Genomic DNA, 20,104 nt, shown 5'->3' with positions numbered 1-20,104 from the left:
CTGTAACGCCGGTGGCCATAGGGAGGCACCGCCTTTCGGGCCGCCATCAGTGTTTTGCCCATGGTAATGGGCGTCACATGTCACAGAATCGCCCGTTCGGCGAAAGTGCTGGTCAGACCACTTACTGAAAATCCGCTGAACGCCCGTCCCAGCGCGCCAGCCGCATGTCCACCCGCTCGCCGCGCAGCGGCGTGCCCTCCTCGCGCCAGTGGGCCAGGCATCTGCGCAGGTGGTCGGGGGCGGCACCGCTTCCGTCCGCGTGCACGACCCGCCACCAGGGCACGCCGCCGCCCCACGCCGACATCACCGCGCCGACCTGGCGCGGACCGCCCTCGCCGAGGTATTCGGCGATGTCGCCGTAGGCCATGACCTTGCCCGGCGGGATGCGCTCGACGAGTTCGAGCACCTTCTCCGCGAACGGGTTCATGGACCCCACGCGGCGGGTCCCGCTTCGATGATCTCGTCGAACTTTCCGATCTCCACCGTGCCGCCGTCCGCCTCGACCTCGATGACACCGTCACGCAGGGCGTAGACCTCGCCGTCCTCGCCCACGAGCCGGGCGCCGAGCGCGGCCGACAACCGCAGGAGCTGTGCCACCTGCCAGTCGGAGCCGGGCTCGCCGATCAGCTGGTCCTTCCAGCGCGCCACCGCGTGCGCGGCACCCGCGTGACCTGCCACGATCTCGTCAGATCCACGCAGCTCGAACCCGGCCGGCGCGATGGCCTTCGCGAGCTCCGCGAAGGCGAGTGGTGACTCACGCACCACCCGCAGCTCGTATCCCATGACGGGGGACCATAGCGGATCTTTACTCCTCCCGTCGTACGGAGCTTTCACTCCTTACGCTGATTGAGCATGATGATCGCGCCGCAGAAGGCCACCAGCGCCACCAGCACGCCGCCGCCGTACAACGCGAGGCGGATCGGGTCGGGCCCCGGACGCGCGGGGACGGGCGAGTCCTCGCCCTCGCCGAAGTGCTCCATGCCCGGCACGACGCTGCGTTTGGCACCGGTCAGGCGCTCGGCGGCGTTCAGCGCGGCTCCCGCGTCGACCACGCCGAACCCGGTCCGGTCGTCGTAACCGGCGGCGGGCCGCCCTTTGGCGCTCGACGACAGGGCCTGGGCCACCTGCTCCGGCCGCATCTTCGGATAGCGCGACTTGATCAGCGCGGCCACGCCCGCCACGAGCGCGGCGGCCGAGCTGGTGCCCTGCGACACCTCGTAGCCGCTCTCGCGCTTGACCACGGGCACGCCGACCCCGGGCGCCGCGACCAGCACCGACAGGTTGTCGCTGCTGAACGTCGCCCGCCTGCCCTGCTTGTCGGTGGCCGCCACGCCGATGACACCGGGATAGCCGGCGGGGAAGCTCCAGTAGGAGGTGCCCTCCTTCCTGGCGTAGTCGGTCTGGCCGTCGTTGCCCACGGCGGCCACCAGCACGACTCCCTTGCCGAGCGCGTAGGAGACGGCCTCGCGCTCCGACCTGAGCGGGCCGTAGGAGCCGATCGACATGCTGACGACCTGGGCGCCGTGGTTGGCGGCGTAGCGCAGGGCACGGGCCAAGGGGCTCTCCGACGGGCGTCCCTGGTCGGGAGCCGGGGTCACCATCGTGGGCTCCTCGTCGGTGACCAGGGGCAGCGACAGGATGCGGGCGCCCGGTGCGACGCCGGTGAAGCCGTCGTCCTCGCCCGAGCCGGCGATCAGTCCCGCCATGGCGGTGCCGTGCCTGCCCGGCGACACCTCGCGGGCCACCGCGCCCGACGTCATGTCGGGGCCCGCGGTCACCCGGCCCTTGAGCTCCTTGACCTCGCCGTCCACTGCGCTGTCGACGACGGCGACGGTGACGCCCTCCCCCTTGGTGACCGACCAGGCCCGCTCGACGTTGAGCGCGTCGAGCACCCACTGCTGCTGGTCGCGTACGGGGTCGGCGTTGGGTCCCGCCAGGACGAGCAGCGCGGCCGTGAGCGTGCGTACAACGTTCAGCACACGTTCCCCTGGGTACAGGGCGGCACCTTGGGCGGGTCCGCCAGGAAGTAGGCGATCTGGTTGCCGACCGACTTGGCCGCCGGCCACAGCTCACTGTGCAGAATCTCCTCGGGTGGGACCGCGGCCCTCGTGCGGCCGTCGGCGTAGCCCGCCGTCGAGAACACGATGTACGGCCCCGCGCCCACCCAGCCGGTGCGCTGGCGCTGATCACGGCCGAAACGTTCGCTCACCGTACCGGGGAAGGCGACCGGCAGCACGCCGACGCGGTCGTCCTTGGCGAGCTCGTCCGTCGCCGAGACCCTGGACTCCTCGTTCTCCAGCACGGCGACGCCGACGGTGATGACGAACGCGGCCGTCTGGTCGGTGTACGTGGCCCGCAACATGGTGCGGCAGTTGTGGCTGCGCAGCACCTCGGCCACGGAGGTGTCCACGCCCTTGCCGCAGTCGGTCTCGGGGGCGATGCCGACGCGCCTGGCGTACTGCTGGGCGCGGTCGAGGCCGACGTACTTCACTTCTTCCGGGAAGACACCCGTGGCCGGCCACGCCTGCCAGCGCCTGGCGATCTCCTCGTCCTTGTACTGGTTCTGCTCGGCGGCGGTCAGCGGCCTTGAGCGGGTCTCGGCGACCAGCCCGACCGTGCCGAGCAGCACGACGACGGCGGAGACGGCGATGATGACGCCGAGCAGCGTGACGAAGATGCGCCGGTAGCGGATGCCCTGCCTGAGCTCGTCCATCTGGGCGCGCTGCCGGGCGGCCGAGCGCGTGCGGGAGCCGGCCGCCGGCCATGCGCGTACGCGTGACCTTCGGCCGGGCGCGGCACCGAGCGGGTTGCTCCGTCGCTGCGCGGCCTCCCCCTCGGCGCGCGGAAGCCCTGAGGTCGTCCTACGTGCCTTCACCACCGCCTCGTTCCCGCGTTCGCTTGTCTATTTCGTCCCCCTAAGGAGGCGGATCATGCCTCTTGCGAGCTCTGCGCCCGGCGTACCCGCCTGACCAGGATGAATATGACGGCCAGAGACGCCAGCGCACCGGAGCCCGTCGCGGCGGCGACGGCGAAGTAGAGCGTGACCTGCCGCTGGTCCCTGGCGATGACCTTGACGGGGCCCGCGTCGCCGCCGGCCAGCGGCATGGCCGGGTCGTGGGCGTCGGCGCCCTTGGCGGTCTCGGTGTGCCCGGCGAGCTGGGCGGCCTCGGTCAGCGCCTTGGCGGCGTTCACGACGCCGAAGCCGGTGGCGGTGTCGTAGCCGCCGGGGGGCCTGTCGGTGGCGCCGGTGGAGAGGGCGCGGGCGACCAGCGGCGGCGACATATCCGGATACTTCGCCTTAATGAGGGCGGCCACCCCCGACACCAGCGCGGTCGCCTGCGAGGTGCCCCTGCCGACCCAGTACTGGTCGCCGGGGCCCGCGCCCATGATGTCGACGCCGGGCGCGGACACCAGTACCGAGGAGTTCCGGTTGGAGAACGCGGCCCGCCGCAACCGCCGGTCCGTCGCCCCGACCGAGACGACCCCGGGGAACGCCGCCGGGTAGGAATAAGGTGCGAAATCGCCGTCGATCTTCCTGTCGCCGTGGTTGCCTGCGGCGGCCACGAGCACGACGCCCTTGGAGATGGCGTAGCGGATGGCCGCACGCTCCTGCCGGGTCGCCAGCTCTTTGGAGATCGACATGTTGATCACGTCTGCTCCCTCGTCCACCGCGTAGCGAATGCCGCGGGCCACCACGTTCTCGAAGCGCTCGGCGGAGTTGAACTCCCGGAAACCGGGCTCTTCGTCCTCGAGGATGACCCTTACCGACAGTACGTCTGCTTCGGGTGCGACGCCGATGATCCCCCGTTTTCTCTTGGGTCCGTGGCCGTGCCCGGCGATCAGCGAGGCCATGTACGTGCCGTGCAACCTGCGCGGAGTCACTCCCCGCGGGTTTGCGCCCTCAGTGAAATCCTTGCCCGTGCGTACGGACCCGGCCAGGTCACGATGGCGGCGGTCGACACCCGAGTCGAGCACGGCCACCAGCACCCCCGCGCCCTTGGTGGTACGCCACGCCTTGGCGAGGTCGAGCGTCTCGATCACCGCCTGCTGGCCGCCGCGTACGTCGTCGGCCCAGACAGGCGGCGTCGCGAGCAGCAGCACCGGTCCGAGCGCCACCACCACCGCGCCCCGCCTCAGCACACGACCAGCCCTGCCCCGCCTCAGCACTCCCACTCCTTGGCCGTGCAGTCGGGCATCCGCGGCGTGCTCAGCTCGGACAACACGCTCTCGGCGATCTCGGTGGCGAACGCGAAGACGGCGGGCCGCTGTTCGCCGACCGCGTCCGCGGGCCGGCCGTCCACCTGCCCGGCGGTCGTCAGCACGAGGTAGGGGCCCGCCTGGCGTACGGAACCGGCCTGGCGGACCGCGGGAGTGAACCGGTCGGCCACCGTGCCGCGGAAGGCCAGCGGCCGCAGCCCCGGCTCCGGTTCGCCGTTGCCGGAGAAGGCGGACTTGGCGCGCAGCGCGCCCTTCTCGTCGTGCATGGCGACGACGCCGATCGTCACGAGCACCCCGCGCAGCGCGTCGATGTAGGTGGCCCGCAGCACGCCGCGGCACCCCGCGGCACGCAGTGGCGTGGCGGCCTCGGCGTCCACGGACTCCGCGCACGAGGTGTGCGGCGAGATGCCGATCCTCCAGGCACGTTCCTGCCCGCCCTGCTCCGCGGCGTAGCGCAACGTGGCGGGGAAGATGCGGCCCGTCGGCCAGGCGCGCCAGCGTTCGGCCAGCTCGCCCTGGGCCGCCACGTGCAGTTCGGCCGTGCTCGGCCCGCGCGTCAATTCCGTGCCCGCCGCGCTGCCGGCCACCCCGGCGGCCACCGCGCAGATCAGCGTCAGCGCGGAGGCCACCACCAGGGTGGGCCAGGGGCGTGCGGAATCCACGGCGGGCGCCCCTTCGAGACCGTCAGTAGCTGGGCAGGCTCGGGTCGACCGTCTTGACCCAGCTCAGCACGCCGCCGCCGACGTGGACGGCGTCGGAGAACCCGGCGTCCTTGACGACCGCCAGCGCCTCGGCCGAACGCGCGCCCGACTTGCAGTGCAGCACGATCTTCTTGTCCTGCGGCAGCTTCTCCAGGGCCGAGCCGTTGAGGAACTCGCCCTTCGGGATCAGCTTGGCGCCGGGGATGGAGACGATCTCGTACTCGTTGGGCTCGCGGACGTCGATGACGAAGATGTCCTCGCCGCGGTCCATCATGCCCTTGAGCTCCTGCGCCGTGATCGTGGAGCCGCTGGCGGCCTCGGCGGCCTCGTCGGAGATCGCGCCGCAGAACGCCTCGTAGTCGTCGAGCAGCCGCGTCTGCGTCGGGTTCTTCCCGCACAGCACGCACTCCGGGTCCTTGCGGACCTTGACGTCGCGGTATTTCATCTCGAGGGCGTCATAGATCATCAGCCGCCCGACCAGTGGGTCGCCGATGCCGGTCAGCAGCTTGATGGCCTCGTTGACCTGGATGGAGCCCACCGACGCGCAGAGCACGCCGAGCACGCCGCCCTCGGCGCACGACGGCACCATGCCGGGGGGCGGAGGCTCCGGGTAGAGGCAGCGGTAGCACGGGCCGTGCTCGGCCCAGAACACGCTCGCCTGGCCGTCGAAGCGGTAGATCGACCCCCAGACGTACGGCTTGCCGAGCAGCACCGCGGCGTCGTTCACCATGTAGCGCGTGGCGAAGTTGTCGGTGCCGTCGACGATCAGATCGTAGCCGGAGAAGATCTCCATGACGTTGTCCGTGCTCAGCGCCGTGTTGTGGATCACGACGTCGACCAGCGGGTTGATCTCATGGACCGACGCGGCGGCGCTCTCGGCCTTCGGCTTGCCCACGTCGGACTGACCGTGGATGACCTGGCGCTGCAGGTTGGACTCATCGACCACGTCGAAGTCGATGATGCCGAGGGTGCCGACGCCGGCCGCCGCGAGATAGAGCAGCGCGGGCGAGCCCAGGCCCCCGGCGCCCACACAGAGCACCTTGGCGTTCTTCAGCCGCTTCTGCCCCGCCATGCCCACATCGGGAATGATCAGGTGACGCGAGTAGCGGCGCACTTCGTCGACGGTCAGCTCTGCGGCCGGCTCGACCAGCGGTGGCAACGACACTTTCTACGCTCCCGTTTGCAGGGGGTCTTATCTCACCTTGAAACCTAGCTGGCGAGTCGGGCATTCCCCAATCGAGTCTCACCGATCAGACGGCGTGCCTCCGCCGCCACGACCTGCGGCGTCTCCATCATCGCCACGTGCCCGGCCGTGGGCAGCAACACCAGTCTGACCTTCCGGAACGTACGGTACGCCTTCGCGGCCATGGCGGGGCGGACCAGGCGGTCGTGCCGCCCGTGCACGATCAGGGCCGGCGCCTCGACCTTCGCCGCCAGACGCCAGAGGTTGTCCTCGCCGAAGCGTAGGTACTCGGCGACGATGCCCCGGGCGGAGGCGATCATGGACTCACCGGCGTGGGGGAGGGCGTCGCGCCTGCGCTGCTCGTCGACCGCGTCGCGCACGCGTTCGGGATGGACGGCGCCGGCGTTGGCGTACACCATGGCGAGCGAGGCGCTGACCCGCTGCTCGGCCGGCAGCAGCCGCATCGTGTTCGCCGCCCACTCGCCGAGCTTGGGCAGCGCGGCGGCGGCCACGCGGACGGGCCCGTACCTGGGGAGCAGGTCGGGCAGCGCGGGCGAGACGAGGGTGAGCGAGCGGACCAGGTCGGGGCGGCCCGCGGCGACCCTGACGGAGACCGCGCCGCCGAGCGAGTTGCCGAACAGGTGGGCCGGACCCGTCCGCTCCAGCAGGCCGATCACGGCTTTGGCGTGGCCCGCCACGGAGTAGTCGCCGTCGGCGGGGGCCGGCGAGAAACCCGCGCCTGGCAGGTCGAGGGCGTGGCAGGTGACCTCGTCCTTGAGTTCGTCCATGAGGTCGGTCCAGTTGGTCGCCGAGCCCGCCAGCCCGTGCACGAAGACGGCCTGCTCCGTCGGGCCTTCCCTGACCGCGTGCGCGTGCGCCGCGCCCGGCCCCTCGCCGTGGGGCCGCCTGGCGGTGGAGTGCCCGGCCCAGGTCTCGCACGGGGCCGGCTGGGTGGATCGGACGTGCACTGAGCCGATCATGCGTCCCGGCCAGTGCGGGATCGGCTCCGGGGTCATCATCGAACCTCCATCGTCGCTGTCGAACGTCTCTTCCCCTTACCTCAACGATAACCACCCCCTCAGGGCCCGGACCGGGTCGTGAGGGGCGGGCTCGAAGGGCGAACCAATTCGGACATATCGACATATATCGCTTCATAGATCCCTAAGGGATCTCATGACAACCCAAGACTGCGGCAAAAGCTGCCGTTTGCCGTTTATGGGGGCCATGGTCCGGAAAGCATCAGACCAGCGACACCTAGCGTAATCAGCGTGACACTCACCGTAAATGGCGGGATCGATACGGGTGCGGCGCCGCCGTACTGATTCGAGCATGCCCGTCGGCGCGCTAATTGGTGCCGCCTGCAGGTCGTGGCATTTCATCACGTCCGCGAATACGTACGCCACAAATCAGCCGAGGGCATTGCGCTCGCGCGCCCGGGTGATCCCGGACGCCAGGCATTGGATGCCCGCCATTCCGTGCTGCCGCCACCCGCGATCCGGCACAATCGGACATATCATGCCATTTCATTGGATAGACGTTTAAGCCGAGCAATAAGATTGTTAATGCACAGCAAAATAGGGTGATTCCTGTTTGCCCGCCCACGGCCCCGGAAATGACTTTCCACGGATGACTCTTCAGCAGCCGTCCAAGACCTGTTTTCAGGTACCCGGAAACGTCGAGAACGGGGCAACCGATCCTTTAGGGGGAAAACGCAATGCCCAAGCTCAAGAGTGTTATCGCAGGCCTCGCCCTTAGCACGGCGATGACTGGCGGCGTGGTCGGCCTGAGCGCGACCAGCGCCGAGGCCAACACCCCGGTCCGCAGCGGCCCGTCCGTCGTCACTGGGGACGACGGCCGCTGGGGCTGGGGCTGGGGCCACCACCGGCGCCACCGCCACAACTGCAAGCGTCACGGTCACCACCACCACGGTGGCTGGGGCTGGGGACACCGCCGTCACCACCGTGGCCAGATCTGCGTCGTCATCCGCAATGACAACCGCAACGAGAACGGGGAGCGTCGCCACCGCCACAACCGTGGCTGGTGACATGACCGTGAAATGATGGCGCAGGGATGAACACCGTTCTCCGTGAATGGCCGTCGTGCACAGCGACGTGAACACGACCGGCGAATAACGGGCTCATTTCTCCTCATCTCGCACGGCACTCCCGGTGAGGGCTCCACTGGCGTCGGCCAGGGAGCCCTCGCTGCATTTGCACGGGCAACCGGCCGCGCGGCGGCCGCCCCCACAAAAGCCATGCAGGTCTCTACTATCCGGCAAAACTGGACAATTCCGGTTAGTTAGCCTTGGAGTCGGATATATGTAGACCACGGATGAATCGCTAGCGAGGCATCCGATCTCTTCCCGCCGATCCTCGCGATCGCAGGAATGGGAGAACGGGGCAATCGATCCTTTAGGGGGAAAACGCAATGCCCAAGCTTAAAAGTGTTATCGCAGGCCTCGCCGTCAGCACGGCGCTGACCGGCGGCGTGGTCGCCGCGGGCGCGACCACGAGCGCTGCCAGCGCCGCCACCACCCAGGTCAGCGCGGGCACGTCCGTCCTGGCGGGCGGCCACTGCCACAAGCGCCGCTGCGGCTGGGGCTGGGGCCGGGCCAAGTGGCGCCGTCACCACCACGGCCACGGCCGCATCCGGATCGTCATCATCAACCGGAACCACAACCACAACCGCTTCGACCACGACCGGTTCAGGTGACCGGGCTCAGGCCATAGCCTGAACCCGGTGGCGCGCTCCCTGCGCCACCCCCGGAGTCCGCCACGGCGATGATCTCCGGATCACCCACCGAGTGCCCGCATTCGCGGCGACCGACGTCCTCCTACCGGAGTCTCGACGTCAACCGGCGAATGCGGGCACTTCACGTCCCTCACCCCGAACCCCGGCACGCGCCTCCCCTGCCGCCGGCGCCCACGCCACCTCCCGGCCGCCTCCCGGCCACGCAGGCGCGCGCCGGCACGCGCAGGCCAGACCGCGAACAGGCACACGGACCACACCCCGGACCCCGAACCACGGGCGCACGGGCTACTGGCCACGGATCGGCAGATGGACACGGCTTCCGCGGAACCGGCATACGGCCACGCCCACCTGACACCCGGCCCCACGCATCGCGGAACTCGGGCATCACGCATCCCGGGCCTCGGGCATTTGAGCGTAGGGGCGGGGATGGTGCGGGCGGACAGGCACGGATGTGGGCCGGCTACCGGGACGGGCCACGGCGGACGGGCGAGGCGAGCGGGTAGCCAGTGGGCATCGCCGTATGAGCCACCAAGCACGACGGCACGTGCCCTGGGGTCGACCATGCGGCCTGCGTCACCCTGGACGTCGTGTTCCCGGGCGCCCGTTTTCCGGAAACCGTGCCCGCGGCCGGAGACCTCCCGGCCGTGGGGTGTTCTGGTGCTACGAGGGGTGTGGCAACGCCGAGTGCCCGCATTCGTGGAAGGGCGTCGATTTCCTGGTGACGCCTGTCCCGTCGAATGCGGGCACCCATTTCCTCGCAGGAGTACGTCGCTTTCAGCGGACCCCTACCGCGGCGCGAAAAGAATGCGCCACGGGCTCAGACCATGAGCGAGCCGGTCACCTGAACCGGTCGTGGTCGAAGCGGTTGTGGTTGTGGTTCCGGTTGATGATGACGATCCGGATGCGGCCGTGGCCGTGGTGGTGGCGGCGCCACTTGGCCCGGCCCCAGCCCCAGCCGCAGCGGCGCTTGTGGCAGTGGCCGCCCGCCAGGACGGACGTGCCCGCGCTGACCTGGGTGGTGGCGGCGCTGGCAGCGCTCGTGGTCGCGCCCGCGGCGACCACGCCGCCGGTCAGCGCCGTGCTGACGGCGAGGCCTGCGATAACACTTTTAAGCTTGGGCATTGCGTTTTCCCCCTAAAGGATCGATTGCCCCGTTCTCTGCACACCCGGATAACCGGCAGCTGCCAGATTTCCGGGAAGCAGCACGGATGCACCGCTAACGGCTCATCCGCAGTCTGCATATATCCGACACAATCGCCATCTAACTGGAATTAGCAAGCCTTTCCTAACCACAGACACCTACATGGACATTACGCCACACCGCATGAAATAAAGGATCCGACCGCCAGCAGAACGACGACAGCGAGGGCCCCGGCGGCGGATGCCGGCGGAGCCCTCGCCAAGAATTGCCGTAACAACGTGAAGAAATGTTGCTCGGGGACGGACCGCGCGAAAAATGCACGTCCCGTCCCCGAGGGCCGGAATTTCACCTGGTCGATTCCGCTCCCCCGCGAGCGGAGACCGTGCGTGAAAGACGACCGATCATTCCTGCGCCGTTCCGGCGGGTCACCTTACTCTTCAGGAGCAGGAGCAGGAGTGGCGGTGACCGTGATCGTCGGAGTCGGAGTCGGACGCGGGAACCTGTTGATGTTGCGGTTCCGGTTGTGGACCTTCACCTTCACGTGCGTCCTGTGGTGGTGATGACGGCGCCATCCGCAGCGCCACCAACCGTGGCAGCCACCCGCGACCACGGACGTACCGGTGCTGACCTGGGTGGCGGCACCGGCGGCGGACGAGGTCGTCGCCGCACCAACGGCGACGGCGCCGCCGGTCAGGGCCGTACTGATGGCGAGGCCTGCGATAGCACTCTTGAGCTTGGGCATTGCGTTTTCCCCCTAAAGGATCGATTGCCCCGTTCTCGCGTTTCCCGATAAACAGAAAACAGTCTTGGACGGCTGCTGAAGAGTCATCCACGCAATGTCATTTCCGCCACGAGGTGAGACAAACAGCTATCGCCCCATTTTGCTAGGCATTAACAAGGTTATTGCTTCTATTAAACATTTATGCAATGAAATGCTATGAATTATCCGTTATGTCCGAATCGGTGAATGGCCATGGCAGCGGCTCCCGGCGCCGACGTGATCCCCCGCACCGATGTCGGGCATCACAGCCAGAACAAGGGGCGCAGCAGCCCGTGCCGGGCGGCCCGGCCGCCTTGGTGTCCGGGATACGTCTCGCCCTGGCACACACGCGGTCGCTACGCAGGGAGCGGCGTAGGCGGCGTAGGCGGCGGAGGTCTGTGCCTGGGCCCGGCGGTGTACCGCTGGAAGGGTCGCGTCGTGCCGGAGGCAGGGCCCGCGCGTCCGCCAGGCTGCGTCCGGTACGTCGATCGTGGAGGAGGCCCCGGCCGCTGCCGCCCGTCGGGTCGCCAACTGCCGGTCAGACGGACGCGGGGCGGGCAGGTGACGCAGGAGCAGCACAGCGGAGGGAAACGCGGGACCGTCATCAGGACACCGGAGCACACCGTGCTCTGGTGACACCGTTACGGACCTTCCGGACGGGCACGTCCGGGAACGCTGATACCTGCCCGTGGAATCAGCAACGGCTTACGCGGACTTGCGGGTCTTGCGTTTGGAGGCGGTCCTGTCCTCGTCCTTGGACTTCCCGCCGGCCTTCTTCTGCTTGGCCGGAGCGCCTTCCCGTTCCTTCTTGGCCGCCTCGACGCTCGCCCTCAGCGCGGCCATGAGGTCCACGGCGGGACCTTCCTCTTCCTCCTCGCGGGCGGCGACGACCTCCTTGCCCGCGACCTTCGCCTCGATGACCTCCTGCAGGGCCTCGCGGTACGTGTCGTGGTACTCGCTCGGGTCGAAGTCGGACTCCATGGTGGTGATCAACGACTCGGCCATCTTGAGCTCCTGCGCGCGTACCTCGATGTCCTCCTCCAGGAAGGGGAAGTCGGGCGTGCGGATCTCGTCGGGCCAGAGCATCGTCTCCAGTACGAAGATGCCGTTCCTGACCCTCAGCGTGGCCAGCGACTCTCGCTGGCGCAGGGCCACCTTGACCACCGCCACCTGGCCCGAGCTCTCCAGGGCGTCGCGCAGCAGCACGTACGGCTTCGCCCCCTGCGCGTCGGGCTCCAGGTAGTACGACTTGGCGAAGTAGATGGGGTCTATCTGGTCCGCGGGGGCGAACTGGAGCACGTCGATCCGACGTGAGGTGCTGAGCGGCAGGCCCTCGAAGTCCTCGTCGGTCAGCACGACCACCTCGCCGGTGCCCAGCTCGTACCCCTTGGCGATGTCGGAGTAGGGGACCTCTTCGCCGTCGACGGTGCACACGCGCTTGTACCGGACCCGCCCGCCGTCCTTGCGGTGCACCTGGTGGAAGGTCACGTCCTTCTGCTCGGTCGCCGAGTAGAGCTTGACCGGGATGGTGACCAGCCCGAAGGAGATCGCACCTTTCCAGATGCTGCGCATACGCAACTCCTCAGCACTCAACGGCCCACCGATGGGCACATACCCGTCATGGGGCAACCAATGCCATACCCGGTCGAACCAATGCTTGCCGTACCGGGAGAGATGCCCTCCGATCACGACATGTACGGGCTTGAGGTCAAGTGGGATGGCATCCGGGCTCTTGTCCACATCGAGGGCGGCGTACGGGTGACGGGGCGGCACGGAGTCGAGTACACGCAGCGATATCCGGAAATTTCGGGGTTCATGTCAGGGTTCGGGGTCAAGAACGCGATCATCGACGGCGAGGTCGTGGCACTCGACCCGAAGGACAGGCCCAGCTTCGTCCGGCTGCAGCACCGGATGCACCAGACCGACCCGGAGCCGGCCGCGCTCAAGCGGTACCCCGTCACGTACATGCCGTTCGACCTGCTCTACCTCGACGGCATGCCGCTCTTCGACCTGCCCTACCGCGACCGACGCGCGCTCCTCGACGAGCTGGACGTCGGCGCGCCCCCGTACTTCCCCGGCGACTCCGACCTGCTGGCGGCCACGTACGAGCAGGGTCTGGAGGGTGTGGTCGCCAAGCGGCTGGACGCGCCCTACCGGCCGGGCACCCGCTCACCATGGTGGGTCAAGGTCAAGCATCTGAGCACCAGGGAGGTGGTGATCGGCGGCTGGAAGCCCGGCAAGGGCCGCCGGGCCGGCGGGATCGGGTCACTGCTGATGGGGGTGTTCATCGACGCCGGCCTGATGTACGTGGGGCACGTCGGCACGGGGTTCACGGACGCCGTACTGGATGATCTTCACGCCCGGCTGCGCCCGCTGGAGGTCGCGTGCAGCCCGTTCTGCAACGAGGTTCCGTGGCGGAATCGGTGGGTTAGGCCTGATCTCGTCGGGGAGGTGGCTTACACGATGTGGACCGACGAGCAGCGGCTGCGGCACCCCGTGTGGCGCGGGCTGCGCCCCGACAAGCTCCCCTCGGAGGTGACGCCATGAAGGTGCCGGTCAAGGTCGACGGGCGCGAGCTGGCGCTGAGCAACCTGGACAAGGTGCTCTATCCCGACTACGGCTTCACCAAGGCCGAGGTCATCGACTACTACACCCGCATCGCCCCCGTCCTGCTGCCGCATCTCGCCGGCAGGCCCCTGACCGTCAAGCGGTTCCCGAACGGCGTCACCGGCCAGTCCTTCTTCGAGAAGAACGCCCCCGAGCACACCCCCGGCTGGGTCAGACGGGTCAACCTGCCCGCGCCCGGCAGCACGAAGAACCGCGAGAGCATCGACTTCGCCGTCGTCGGGGACCTGCCCACCCTCGTCTACTACGCCAACCTGGCCGCACTCGAACTGCACGTGCCCCAGTGGCGCGTCGACGACGACGGACAGGCGCTGCCGCCCGACACTCTCGTGTTCGACCTCGACCCGGGGCCGCCCGCCACGATCGTCGAGTGTTGCCGCGTGGCGCTCCTGCTCCGCGACGTGCTCAAGTCCGAAGGGCTCGTCGCGGTGCCGAAGACCAGCGGCAACAAGGGCATGCAGCTGTACGCCGACTGGGACCGCCGCGAGGAGCCCTCCGCCTTCGCCAAACGGCTGGCCCAGCTCCTGGAGAAGGAGCGCCCGAACGAGATCGTCAGCGTGATGGCGAGGAAGGCCAGGCCGGGCAAGGTGTTCATCGACTGGAGCCAGAACAACCCGGCCAAGACGACCGTGGCGCCGTACTCGCTGCGGGCCAGGGAGCAGCCGACGGTCTCGACACCCTTGTTGTGGAAGGAGGTCGAGGGCTGCGAGCGCCCCGAGGAGCTGGTGTTCACGGCTCCTGACGTACTCGCCAGAGTGGAGAACCGCGGCGACCTTTTCAGCCGGGCGTAGTCTGGACCCGTCCACACCAAGAGGGGGACCACATGTCAGAGATGGACATACGCGGGGACGAAGCCTACGAGGCGGAGGACGAGCGCTCGATCGAGACTCCCGAGGCCGACGCCGCCGAGCAGCAGCGCGAGATCCGTCCCGTCGGCAGGCTGCGCAGCGAGCTGCCGCTCGACGTCGACCCCGCCGACGCGGCCGACCAGGACCGCGTCGTGGAGCTGGACGACGACGACTATCGCTGAACCGGCTCCACGGCGATGACCCTGCGCGAAGACGGCTCGTCGGTGACCATCGTCACCGAGGGCTCGTCGACGCGCCCGTAGGATGTCCGCACAGCCCCGCTGAGAGACCTATGGAGACCCGCGTGACCGCAACCCCGGACGCGAAGCCCCGGGGCACCCGGCTGCCCCGACTCGCCCGACGCCGGCAGCTGCTGAGCGCCGCGCAGGAAGTGTTCGTCGAGAACGGCTATCACGCGGCCGCCATGGACGAGATCGCCGACCGGGCCGGCGTCAGCAAGCCGGTGCTCTACCAGCACTTCCCCGGCAAGCTGGAGCTTTATCTGGCGCTGCTCGACCTCCACGTCGACGACATGGTCAACCGGTGCCGCGAGGCGCTGGCCTCCACCCAGGAGAACAAACTGCGCGTGCAGGCCACGTTCAGCGCGTTCTTCGACTTCGTCTCCACCCAGGGCGAGGCGTTCCGGCTGGTCTTCGAGTCCGATCTGCGCAACGTCGCGCCGGTCCGTCAGCGGGTGGAGCGGTCGTTGCGGGAGTGCGCCGAGATGGTCAGCGCGGTCATCCAGGAGGACACCGGGTGCACCAGCGACGAGGCGCACCTGCTCGGTGTCGGCCTGGTCGGCATGGCGGAGGTGAGCGCCCGCTACTGGGTCACCACGCACGGCTCGATCCCGAAGGACGCGGCCGAGCAGCTCATGGCCCGGCTCGCCTGGCGCGGCATCAGCGGTTTTCCGCGTACGGCATAACCCGTTCGCTGGGCGCGATCAACAGCGGTCACCGCCGGAACGAACGGTCACCATGGGGAGTGGGCCAGCCCCGTCGACTAGGGAGCCAGGATGGAAGTCAAGATCGGCGTGCGTTCCGTGCACCGCGAGCTCGTTGTCGAAACCGACCTCACCGCCGAGCAGGTGGAGGAGGAGATCAGAAACGCGCTGTCGGTCGAGCGTGGTGTGTTCACCCTGACCGACAGCAAGGGCAGGCGCATCGTGGTGCCGGTCGGTTCGCTCGGCTTCATCGAGATCGGTGAGGACGAGTCGAGGCCGGTCGGGTTCGGCGGCACGCTCTAGATACTTGTGAGCGGGGTGCGGCGCACGCGCCGCACCCCGGACGCAGGCGCACCGTTTTCCCCTGGCTCAGCTCACCTCTGGACGGGCGGCTCGCCTCCCGCCGGGGTGACTCCTCCCGGGCCGGGCGGCTCACCCTTGGGCGAGCGGCTTTCCGAGTCGGCAGCCCCTGGGTCTGCGCGGCCGGGGCACGGTGTGCCGCCTCGGCTCCGTGGTCGGGCAGGCGGCGCTCTGTCTCCGCAGCACTGCCCGCGGAGTCCAGCTTTCCGGCCTGCATCTCGTCGAGATCGTGCGGTAGCGGCGCGAGGCCCTCATGTCTGGCACGGTACAACCGTTGTGTGCCCGCGCGCCGCCCGATGCCGACAACGCGCCCGTCTAAAGGCCCATGGCCGCCATGCGTTGGTTGTGTGCCTCGGTCAGTTTCGCGAAAAGTCGGGATATGTCCGTGTGGCCCTCGCCGGCCGACTCCATCAGCAGCAGCGCCAGCTCCGGCCGCGCCGAGGCCACCTGCTGCCCCTGGCTGAGCGCCTCGCCGACGAGCCGCCGCGCCCACAGCGCCAGCCGCCCGCTCGCCGCCGGGTCGGCCTGGATGCCCGCCCGCACCCCTTCGACCGCGAACTTCGACCGTCCCTCGTCCACCAGCACCTCATCGACCAGCTTGGCGATCGACGGGTCGAGGTGCCTGGCCGCCTCCCGGTAGAAGTCGAGCGCGATGCCGTCGCCCACGTACGTCTTGACCAGCGCCTGCAACCAGTCGGCCGGCCGGGTCTGCGCGTGCCAGGCGTCCAGCGCCGCGACGAACGGCGTCATCGCCTCCGCGGGATCGGCGCCCAGCTCGGCCAGCCGGTCGCGCAGCAGGCGGAAATGGGCGAACTCGGTGACGGCGAGCTCGCTGAGCGCCGCCCGGTCGGTGAGGGAGGGCGCGAGGGACGCGGCGTCCTCGGTCATTCGCGCGTAAGCGCTCAACTCCGCGTAGGCCAGCACACCGAGCAGATCGACGACTCCAGGAGACTCCTTCATGGATGGCAGCGTACTTTGCGGGGCTCATGGATTCTTCGGGAACATATGCAAGCTCGGTCAGCGTTGTGGTATCGAGTACACTGCTCTGTGAAAGTGCGACCGCACTGTGTAAATTCGGGGGGTTTCCCCCGATTGACCCCCGTTCCCCGGGTGCGCGGTCGCTGATGACGCGAGAGGGCTGGCTCTACCGCGAGGACCCACGACACGGGGGCTGTTTTCCGCCCGTCGGTCCCGGCAGGCCCGCCTTCATTTGAGACTGAGGCAGGCCACGCTGACGACTTTCCGAGACCTCGGAGTCACACCAGAGATCGCCGATGCCCTTGAGACCGAGGGCATCGTCGCACCGTTTCCCATCCAGGAAATGGCACTCCCGCTCGCGCTGAGCGGCCAGGACCTCATCGGCCAGGCACGCACGGGCACGGGAAAGACCTACGCGTTCGGCATCGCCATGCTCCAGGGCATCGGCAAGCCACGCAAAAACCGCAAGAAGCCGCGCGGGCTGGTCGTCGTACCGACCCGCGAGCTGGCCGTCCAGGTCAGCGAAGACCTCGTCACCGCCGCGGGCAAACTCGGTTCCCGGGTTCTGACCGTTTACGGCGGGCGGGCGTACGAGCCGCAGATCGAGGCGCTCAAGGCCGGGGTCGACGTCATCGTCGGCACCCCGGGCCGCCTGCTCGACCTGGTCAAGCAGAAGCATCTCGACCTGACCCAGGTCACCACCCTCGTGCTCGACGAGGCCGACCGGATGCTCGACCTCGGCTTCCTGCCCGACATCGAGCGGATCTTCAAGCTGATCCCGGCGCAGCGGCAGACGATGTTGTTCTCGGCCACCATGCCGGGCGAGATCGTCGCGCTGTCGCGCAAATACCTCAACCGCCCGACGCACATACGCGCCGAGCTCGAAAACGGCGAGGGCGAGACCACGCCGCTGACCCGCCAGCTCGTCTGGCGCGTGCACCGCATGGACAAGATCGAAATCCTCGGCCGGCTGCTGCAGGCCGAGGGCCGCGGGCTCACCATGGTCTTCTGCGAGACCAAGCGCGCCTGCGACATGGTCGCCGAGCAGCTCGACACGCGTGGTTTCGCGGTCGCGGCCGTGCACGGCGACCTCGGTCAGGGCCAGCGGGAGCAGGCGCTGCGGGCGTTCCGCAACGGCAAGATCGACGTACTCGTCGCCACCGACGTGGCGGCGCGCGGCATCGACATCGACGACGTCACCCACGTGGTCAACTACGACTGCCCCACCGACGACAAGACCTACGTGCACCGCATCGGCCGCACCGGCCGGGCCGGGCGCACCGGCATCTCGGTCACTTTCGTGGAGTGGGAGGAGCTGACCCGCTGGAAGATGATCAACCAGATGCTCGGGCTCGACTTCGCCGAGCCCGAGGAGACCTACTCCACCTCGCCGCACGTCTACACCGAGCTCGACATCCCCGAGGGCACCAAGGGCGTCCTCCCGCGCGCGAGCCGCTCGCGGGAGGGGCTGTCCGCGGAGCACATCGAGGACCTCGGTGAGACCGGCAGGATCCGCGGGCGTGGCGGGCGCCGCCGCGACGAGCGCGAGGAGCGCCCAGCCCGCACACCGCGCCAGCGCCGCCGCACCCGCGGCGGGCGAGAGCTGGCGGAGACCGCACCCGCCGAGACGACGGAGGCCGAGACCGTGAAGAGCAAGACGGAGGAGACTCCCGCGATCTTCTCGGCGGACGAGGTCCGGGCCGCCGAGCCGAAGCGGGGCCGTTCCCGCAGGGGCGCGGCGTCCACGGCGATCGAGCAGGCGCTGACCGAGGCGCCGGAGGCGCCGGCGAAGCCCACGCGCTCGCGCCGGTCCGCCAGGTCCGAGGACGACCCCGGGCCCGGCACCGGCTCCAGGCCGGACGCCGGTAACGGCTCGGCTTCCGAGCCCGCGCCCGCGGCCTGGCCCGACGGCGGTCCCACGACCGACGCGGGCGCAAGGCCCGACGCCCGCCCCGAGGCTGCGCCGGTCGCTCCCGCGGCACCCGTCGCCAGGCCGGAGCCGGTGACGCCCGCGGCGGCCGAGCCGGAGCCGAGCTTCCTGTCGACGCCGCCGCCACCGGCGCGCAAGGAGCACGACCGCATCATCCCGCCGAGCCCGTTCACGGTGATCTTCCAGTCGCCCGACCTGGCCACGGACGACGACGACATCGCCCCGTCCGCGGCGACCGAGCGCAAGCAGCAGCGGCGCGGGCCCCGTGGCGGCAACGGGGGTGGCGGCAACCGCCGCCGCGCCGGCTGACACGGCGAACGAAAGCGCGCACCCCGAGCGGGTGCGCGCTTTTTCATGCGCGGGAAACCGGTCCGTAGGTAGGGCTCGCGCGCGGCGGGCCGTGAGGGCTTCTGCGCGCGGCGCGACCGCACACCGGACCAATGAGCCTGTCCACGTACGCGGGAGACCCCACGGCGCGCTCAGCGCCCGCCACGGGGGTGTGGAGGACGGTCACCGGGGTGTTCCGGGCCTCGCGCACCGGCTCCCATCCCCCGGAACTCGCACCGGCGTCCTGGCCATGCCGGTGTCGAGGCGCTGACCTCTGGGTATTGTTGCCCCACGTGAGTACGCCGCGATTCCTCGACCTGCCGCCTGGCGTCGCACCACAGAAGAGGGAAACGCCACAGGGCACGTTCGCGGTCCTGGAGGCTGTTCCGGTCAGTGGTGTGATCGAGCGCTGGCCCGCGCTCCTGGTTCCCGGCCTGACGGGCAGCAAGGAGGACTTCATCGCGGTCCTGATGACGCTGGCCCAGTCCGGCCGCCGGGTCGTGGCCGTCGATCTGCGCGGACAGTACGAAACTCCGGGCCCCGCCGACCCCACGGCCTACACCTGCGCCGCGCTGGGCGCCGACATCGACGCGCTGGCCCAGGTCGTCGGCGGCGGAGAGCCCGTGCACCTGGTGGGCCACTCCTTCGGCGGGCTGGTGGCCAGGGAGGCGGTGGTCGACGGGGTGACGAAGTTCGCGTCGTTCACGCTGATGAGCTCGGGCCCCGGCCCCATCGAGGGCCGCCGGGCGCGCAACGCCAGGAAGATCGCCGAAGAGGTGCCCGCGCTGGGCCTCGAGCATCTGTGGCATCACAGGTTCGAGCGGGAGGCGCTGGCCGCCGACGTGTCCGACGACATCAGGGAGTTCCTGCACAGGCGGCTGGTCAGCAACTCGCCGACGGGCCTGTCGCAGATGGCCGAGCAGGTGCTGACCATGCGCGACCGCACCGACGAGCTGCGCCAGATCGAGCTGCCCACGCTCGTCCTGTTCGGTGAGCACGACGACGGATGGCCGCCGGAGGCGCAGTCGGAGATGGCGGCCAGGCTCGGAGCCGACTCCGTGGTCGTGCCGGGCGCGGTGCACTCCCCCGCCGTGGAGGCGCCGGAGACGACGGCGGCGGCGCTGGTGAGGTTCTGGAACGCGGCCGAGAAGCACTACTTGGACACGAGGTCCAGCGCCGTGTGATCCTGCGTTGTGCGGGCCTCCAGGGAGCGGCTCGGCGCCGCCGGCTACGACGTGAGCAGAGGACTCAGGGGGCTGACCGGTCCCGGTCAGTCGGCGAGCCCGTCCCAGGGTCGGCGCTCCGGCCCGGCGGCCTGCCCCTCGGAGCAGTGGCGGCG

General features: G+C 69.4%; 20 protein-coding genes. 9 read left to right on the top strand and 11 right to left on the bottom strand.

Translation table 11 applies throughout. The features are described from left to right. Positions 1–121 precede the first annotated feature (121 nt). Genes E1267_RS15130 through E1267_RS15095 form a run of 8 tightly spaced genes read right to left on the bottom strand, consistent with a single transcriptional unit; the run spans position 122 to position 7,121 of the window. Positions 122–427 (bottom strand): MGMT family protein, encoded by a 306-nt coding sequence (locus E1267_RS15130; RefSeq protein WP_165959626.1) that lies wholly within the window; start codon positions 425–427, stop codon positions 122–124. Then, complete coding sequence (locus E1267_RS15125) at positions 424–783, bottom strand: hypothetical protein (protein ID WP_132333085.1); 360 nt, start codon at positions 781–783, stop codon at positions 424–426. Before E1267_RS15125 ends, E1267_RS15130 begins: the two co-directional genes overlap by 4 nt. 47 nt (positions 784–830) lie before the next feature. After that, positions 831–1,979 carry a S8 family serine peptidase gene (locus E1267_RS15120; protein WP_132333084.1) on the bottom strand — a complete coding sequence of 383 codons (1,149 nt, stop codon included), beginning with the start codon at positions 1,977–1,979 and terminating at the stop codon, positions 831–833. Continuing rightward, entirely contained in the window at positions 1,973–2,875 is a 903-nt protein-coding gene (locus tag E1267_RS15115) for a hypothetical protein (protein ID WP_132333083.1), read from the bottom strand. Before E1267_RS15115 ends, E1267_RS15120 begins: the two co-directional genes overlap by 7 nt. Before the next feature lie 53 nt (positions 2,876–2,928). After that, positions 2,929–4,167 carry a S8 family serine peptidase gene (locus tag E1267_RS15110; protein ID WP_132333082.1) on the bottom strand — a complete coding sequence of 413 codons (1,239 nt, stop codon included), beginning with the start codon at positions 4,165–4,167 and terminating at the stop codon, positions 2,929–2,931. Further along, complete coding sequence (locus E1267_RS15105) at positions 4,161–4,880, bottom strand: hypothetical protein (protein ID WP_246063887.1); 720 nt, start codon at positions 4,878–4,880, stop codon at positions 4,161–4,163. The genes E1267_RS15110 and E1267_RS15105 overlap by 7 nt, the downstream gene beginning before the upstream one ends. Positions 4,881–4,902: 22 nt before the next feature. Then, positions 4,903–6,084 (bottom strand): adenylyltransferase/sulfurtransferase MoeZ, encoded by a 1,182-nt coding sequence (gene moeZ / locus E1267_RS15100; protein WP_132333081.1) that lies wholly within the window; start codon positions 6,082–6,084, stop codon positions 4,903–4,905. A 44-nt stretch (positions 6,085–6,128) separates the two neighbouring features. Continuing rightward, positions 6,129–7,121: an alpha/beta fold hydrolase gene (locus E1267_RS15095; protein WP_246063886.1), complete on the bottom strand. Its 993-nt coding sequence runs from the start codon at positions 7,119–7,121 to the stop codon at positions 6,129–6,131. A gap of 743 nt (positions 7,122–7,864) precedes the next feature. Between E1267_RS15095 and E1267_RS15090 the strand changes: the two genes are divergently transcribed. Together E1267_RS15090 and E1267_RS15085 are read left to right on the top strand one after the other, a co-directional pair. Then, complete coding sequence (locus tag E1267_RS15090) at positions 7,865–8,146, top strand: hypothetical protein (protein WP_181957804.1); 282 nt, start codon at positions 7,865–7,867, stop codon at positions 8,144–8,146. A gap of 383 nt (positions 8,147–8,529) precedes the next feature. Further along, positions 8,530–8,814, top strand: a complete 285-nt coding sequence (locus E1267_RS15085; RefSeq protein ID WP_132333080.1) for a hypothetical protein — start codon at positions 8,530–8,532, stop codon at positions 8,812–8,814. A gap of 876 nt (positions 8,815–9,690) precedes the next feature. Here the strand turns inward: E1267_RS15085 and E1267_RS15080 are convergent. Both E1267_RS15080 and ku read right to left on the bottom strand, forming a co-directional pair. Next, the gene (locus tag E1267_RS15080) at positions 9,691–9,975 is read right to left on the bottom strand and encodes a hypothetical protein (protein ID WP_132333080.1); all 285 of its coding nucleotides are present in this window, start codon (positions 9,973–9,975) and stop codon (positions 9,691–9,693) included. Between the two features lie 1,484 nt (positions 9,976–11,459). After that, positions 11,460–12,326, bottom strand: a complete 867-nt coding sequence (ku, locus tag E1267_RS15075; RefSeq protein ID WP_132333079.1) for a non-homologous end joining protein Ku — start codon at positions 12,324–12,326, stop codon at positions 11,460–11,462. 102 nt (positions 12,327–12,428) lie between these two features. Here ku and ligD (E1267_RS15070) point away from each other — a divergent pair, with 102 nt between their 5' ends. The 5 genes from ligD (E1267_RS15070) to E1267_RS15050 all read left to right on the top strand — a co-directional run bounded on the left by ligD (E1267_RS15070) (position 12,429) and on the right by E1267_RS15050 (position 15,473). Then, positions 12,429–13,301, top strand: coding sequence for a non-homologous end-joining DNA ligase (ligD, locus tag E1267_RS15070; RefSeq protein ID WP_246063884.1), 873 nt, complete (start codon positions 12,429–12,431; stop codon positions 13,299–13,301). Then, positions 13,298–14,170 (top strand): non-homologous end-joining DNA ligase, encoded by an 873-nt coding sequence (gene ligD / locus E1267_RS15065; RefSeq protein ID WP_132333077.1) that lies wholly within the window; start codon positions 13,298–13,300, stop codon positions 14,168–14,170. Before ligD (E1267_RS15070) ends, ligD (E1267_RS15065) begins: the two co-directional genes overlap by 4 nt. 32 nt (positions 14,171–14,202) lie before the next feature. Further along, positions 14,203–14,409 carry a hypothetical protein gene (locus E1267_RS15060; protein ID WP_236667410.1) on the top strand — a complete coding sequence of 69 codons (207 nt, stop codon included), beginning with the start codon at positions 14,203–14,205 and terminating at the stop codon, positions 14,407–14,409. A 122-nt stretch (positions 14,410–14,531) separates the two neighbouring features. Next, positions 14,532–15,152, top strand: a complete 621-nt coding sequence (locus E1267_RS15055) for a TetR/AcrR family transcriptional regulator (protein WP_165959625.1) — start codon at positions 14,532–14,534, stop codon at positions 15,150–15,152. A 90-nt stretch (positions 15,153–15,242) separates the two neighbouring features. Beyond that, positions 15,243–15,473 (top strand): DUF3107 domain-containing protein, encoded by a 231-nt coding sequence (locus E1267_RS15050; protein ID WP_132333075.1) that lies wholly within the window; start codon positions 15,243–15,245, stop codon positions 15,471–15,473. 372 nt (positions 15,474–15,845) lie between these two features. Here the strand turns inward: E1267_RS15050 and E1267_RS15045 are convergent, their stop codons facing one another. After that, positions 15,846–16,490 (bottom strand): ferritin-like fold-containing protein, encoded by a 645-nt coding sequence (locus E1267_RS15045; RefSeq protein WP_132333074.1) that lies wholly within the window; start codon positions 16,488–16,490, stop codon positions 15,846–15,848. A gap of 361 nt (positions 16,491–16,851) precedes the next feature. Between E1267_RS15045 and E1267_RS15040 the strand changes: the two genes are divergently transcribed. After that, a complete protein-coding gene (locus E1267_RS15040) occupies positions 16,852–18,747 on the top strand; it encodes a DEAD/DEAH box helicase (RefSeq protein WP_220449496.1) in 1,896 nt (631 codons plus the stop codon). Positions 18,748–19,058: 311 nt separating this feature from the next. Further along, on the top strand, positions 19,059–19,949 hold the full coding sequence (locus tag E1267_RS15035; RefSeq protein ID WP_132333073.1) for an alpha/beta fold hydrolase: 891 nt from the start codon (positions 19,059–19,061) through the stop codon (positions 19,947–19,949). Positions 19,950–20,104 lie beyond the last annotated feature (155 nt).

The sequence above is a fragment of the Nonomuraea longispora genome (genome assembly GCF_004348345.1).
In the GTDB taxonomy this organism is placed as follows: domain Bacteria; phylum Actinomycetota; class Actinomycetes; order Streptosporangiales; family Streptosporangiaceae; genus Nonomuraea; species Nonomuraea longispora.
The sequence above is the reverse complement of the archived record's forward strand: the minus strand, read 5'-3'. Positions and strand labels throughout refer to the sequence as shown.

What these genes read in the sequence shown, in the direction of transcription:
- E1267_RS15130 (WP_165959626.1), bottom strand. Translation starts at nt 427, where the DNA reads ATGAACCCGTTCGCGGAGAAGGTGCTCGAACTCGTCGAGCGCATCCCG.
- E1267_RS15125 (WP_132333085.1), bottom strand. Translation starts at nt 783, where the DNA reads ATGGGATACGAGCTGCGGGTGGTGCGTGAGTCACCACTCGCCTTCGCG.
- E1267_RS15095 (WP_246063886.1), bottom strand. Translation starts at nt 7,121, where the DNA reads ATGATGACCCCGGAGCCGATCCCGCACTGGCCGGGACGCATGATCGGC.
- E1267_RS15090 (WP_181957804.1), top strand. Translation starts at nt 7,865, where the DNA reads ATGACTGGCGGCGTGGTCGGCCTGAGCGCGACCAGCGCCGAGGCCAAC.
- E1267_RS15085 (WP_132333080.1), top strand. Translation starts at nt 8,530, where the DNA reads ATGCCCAAGCTTAAAAGTGTTATCGCAGGCCTCGCCGTCAGCACGGCG.
- E1267_RS15080 (WP_132333080.1), bottom strand. Translation starts at nt 9,975, where the DNA reads ATGCCCAAGCTTAAAAGTGTTATCGCAGGCCTCGCCGTCAGCACGGCG.
- ku (WP_132333079.1), bottom strand. Translation starts at nt 12,326, where the DNA reads ATGCGCAGCATCTGGAAAGGTGCGATCTCCTTCGGGCTGGTCACCATC.
- ligD (WP_246063884.1), top strand. Translation starts at nt 12,429, where the DNA reads ATGCCCTCCGATCACGACATGTACGGGCTTGAGGTCAAGTGGGATGGC.
- ligD (WP_132333077.1), top strand. Translation starts at nt 13,298, where the DNA reads ATGAAGGTGCCGGTCAAGGTCGACGGGCGCGAGCTGGCGCTGAGCAAC.
- E1267_RS15060 (WP_236667410.1), top strand. Translation starts at nt 14,203, where the DNA reads ATGTCAGAGATGGACATACGCGGGGACGAAGCCTACGAGGCGGAGGAC.
- E1267_RS15050 (WP_132333075.1), top strand. Translation starts at nt 15,243, where the DNA reads ATGGAAGTCAAGATCGGCGTGCGTTCCGTGCACCGCGAGCTCGTTGTC.
- E1267_RS15045 (WP_132333074.1), bottom strand. Translation starts at nt 16,490, where the DNA reads ATGAAGGAGTCTCCTGGAGTCGTCGATCTGCTCGGTGTGCTGGCCTAC.
- E1267_RS15040 (WP_220449496.1), top strand. Translation starts at nt 16,852, where the DNA reads ATGGCACTCCCGCTCGCGCTGAGCGGCCAGGACCTCATCGGCCAGGCA.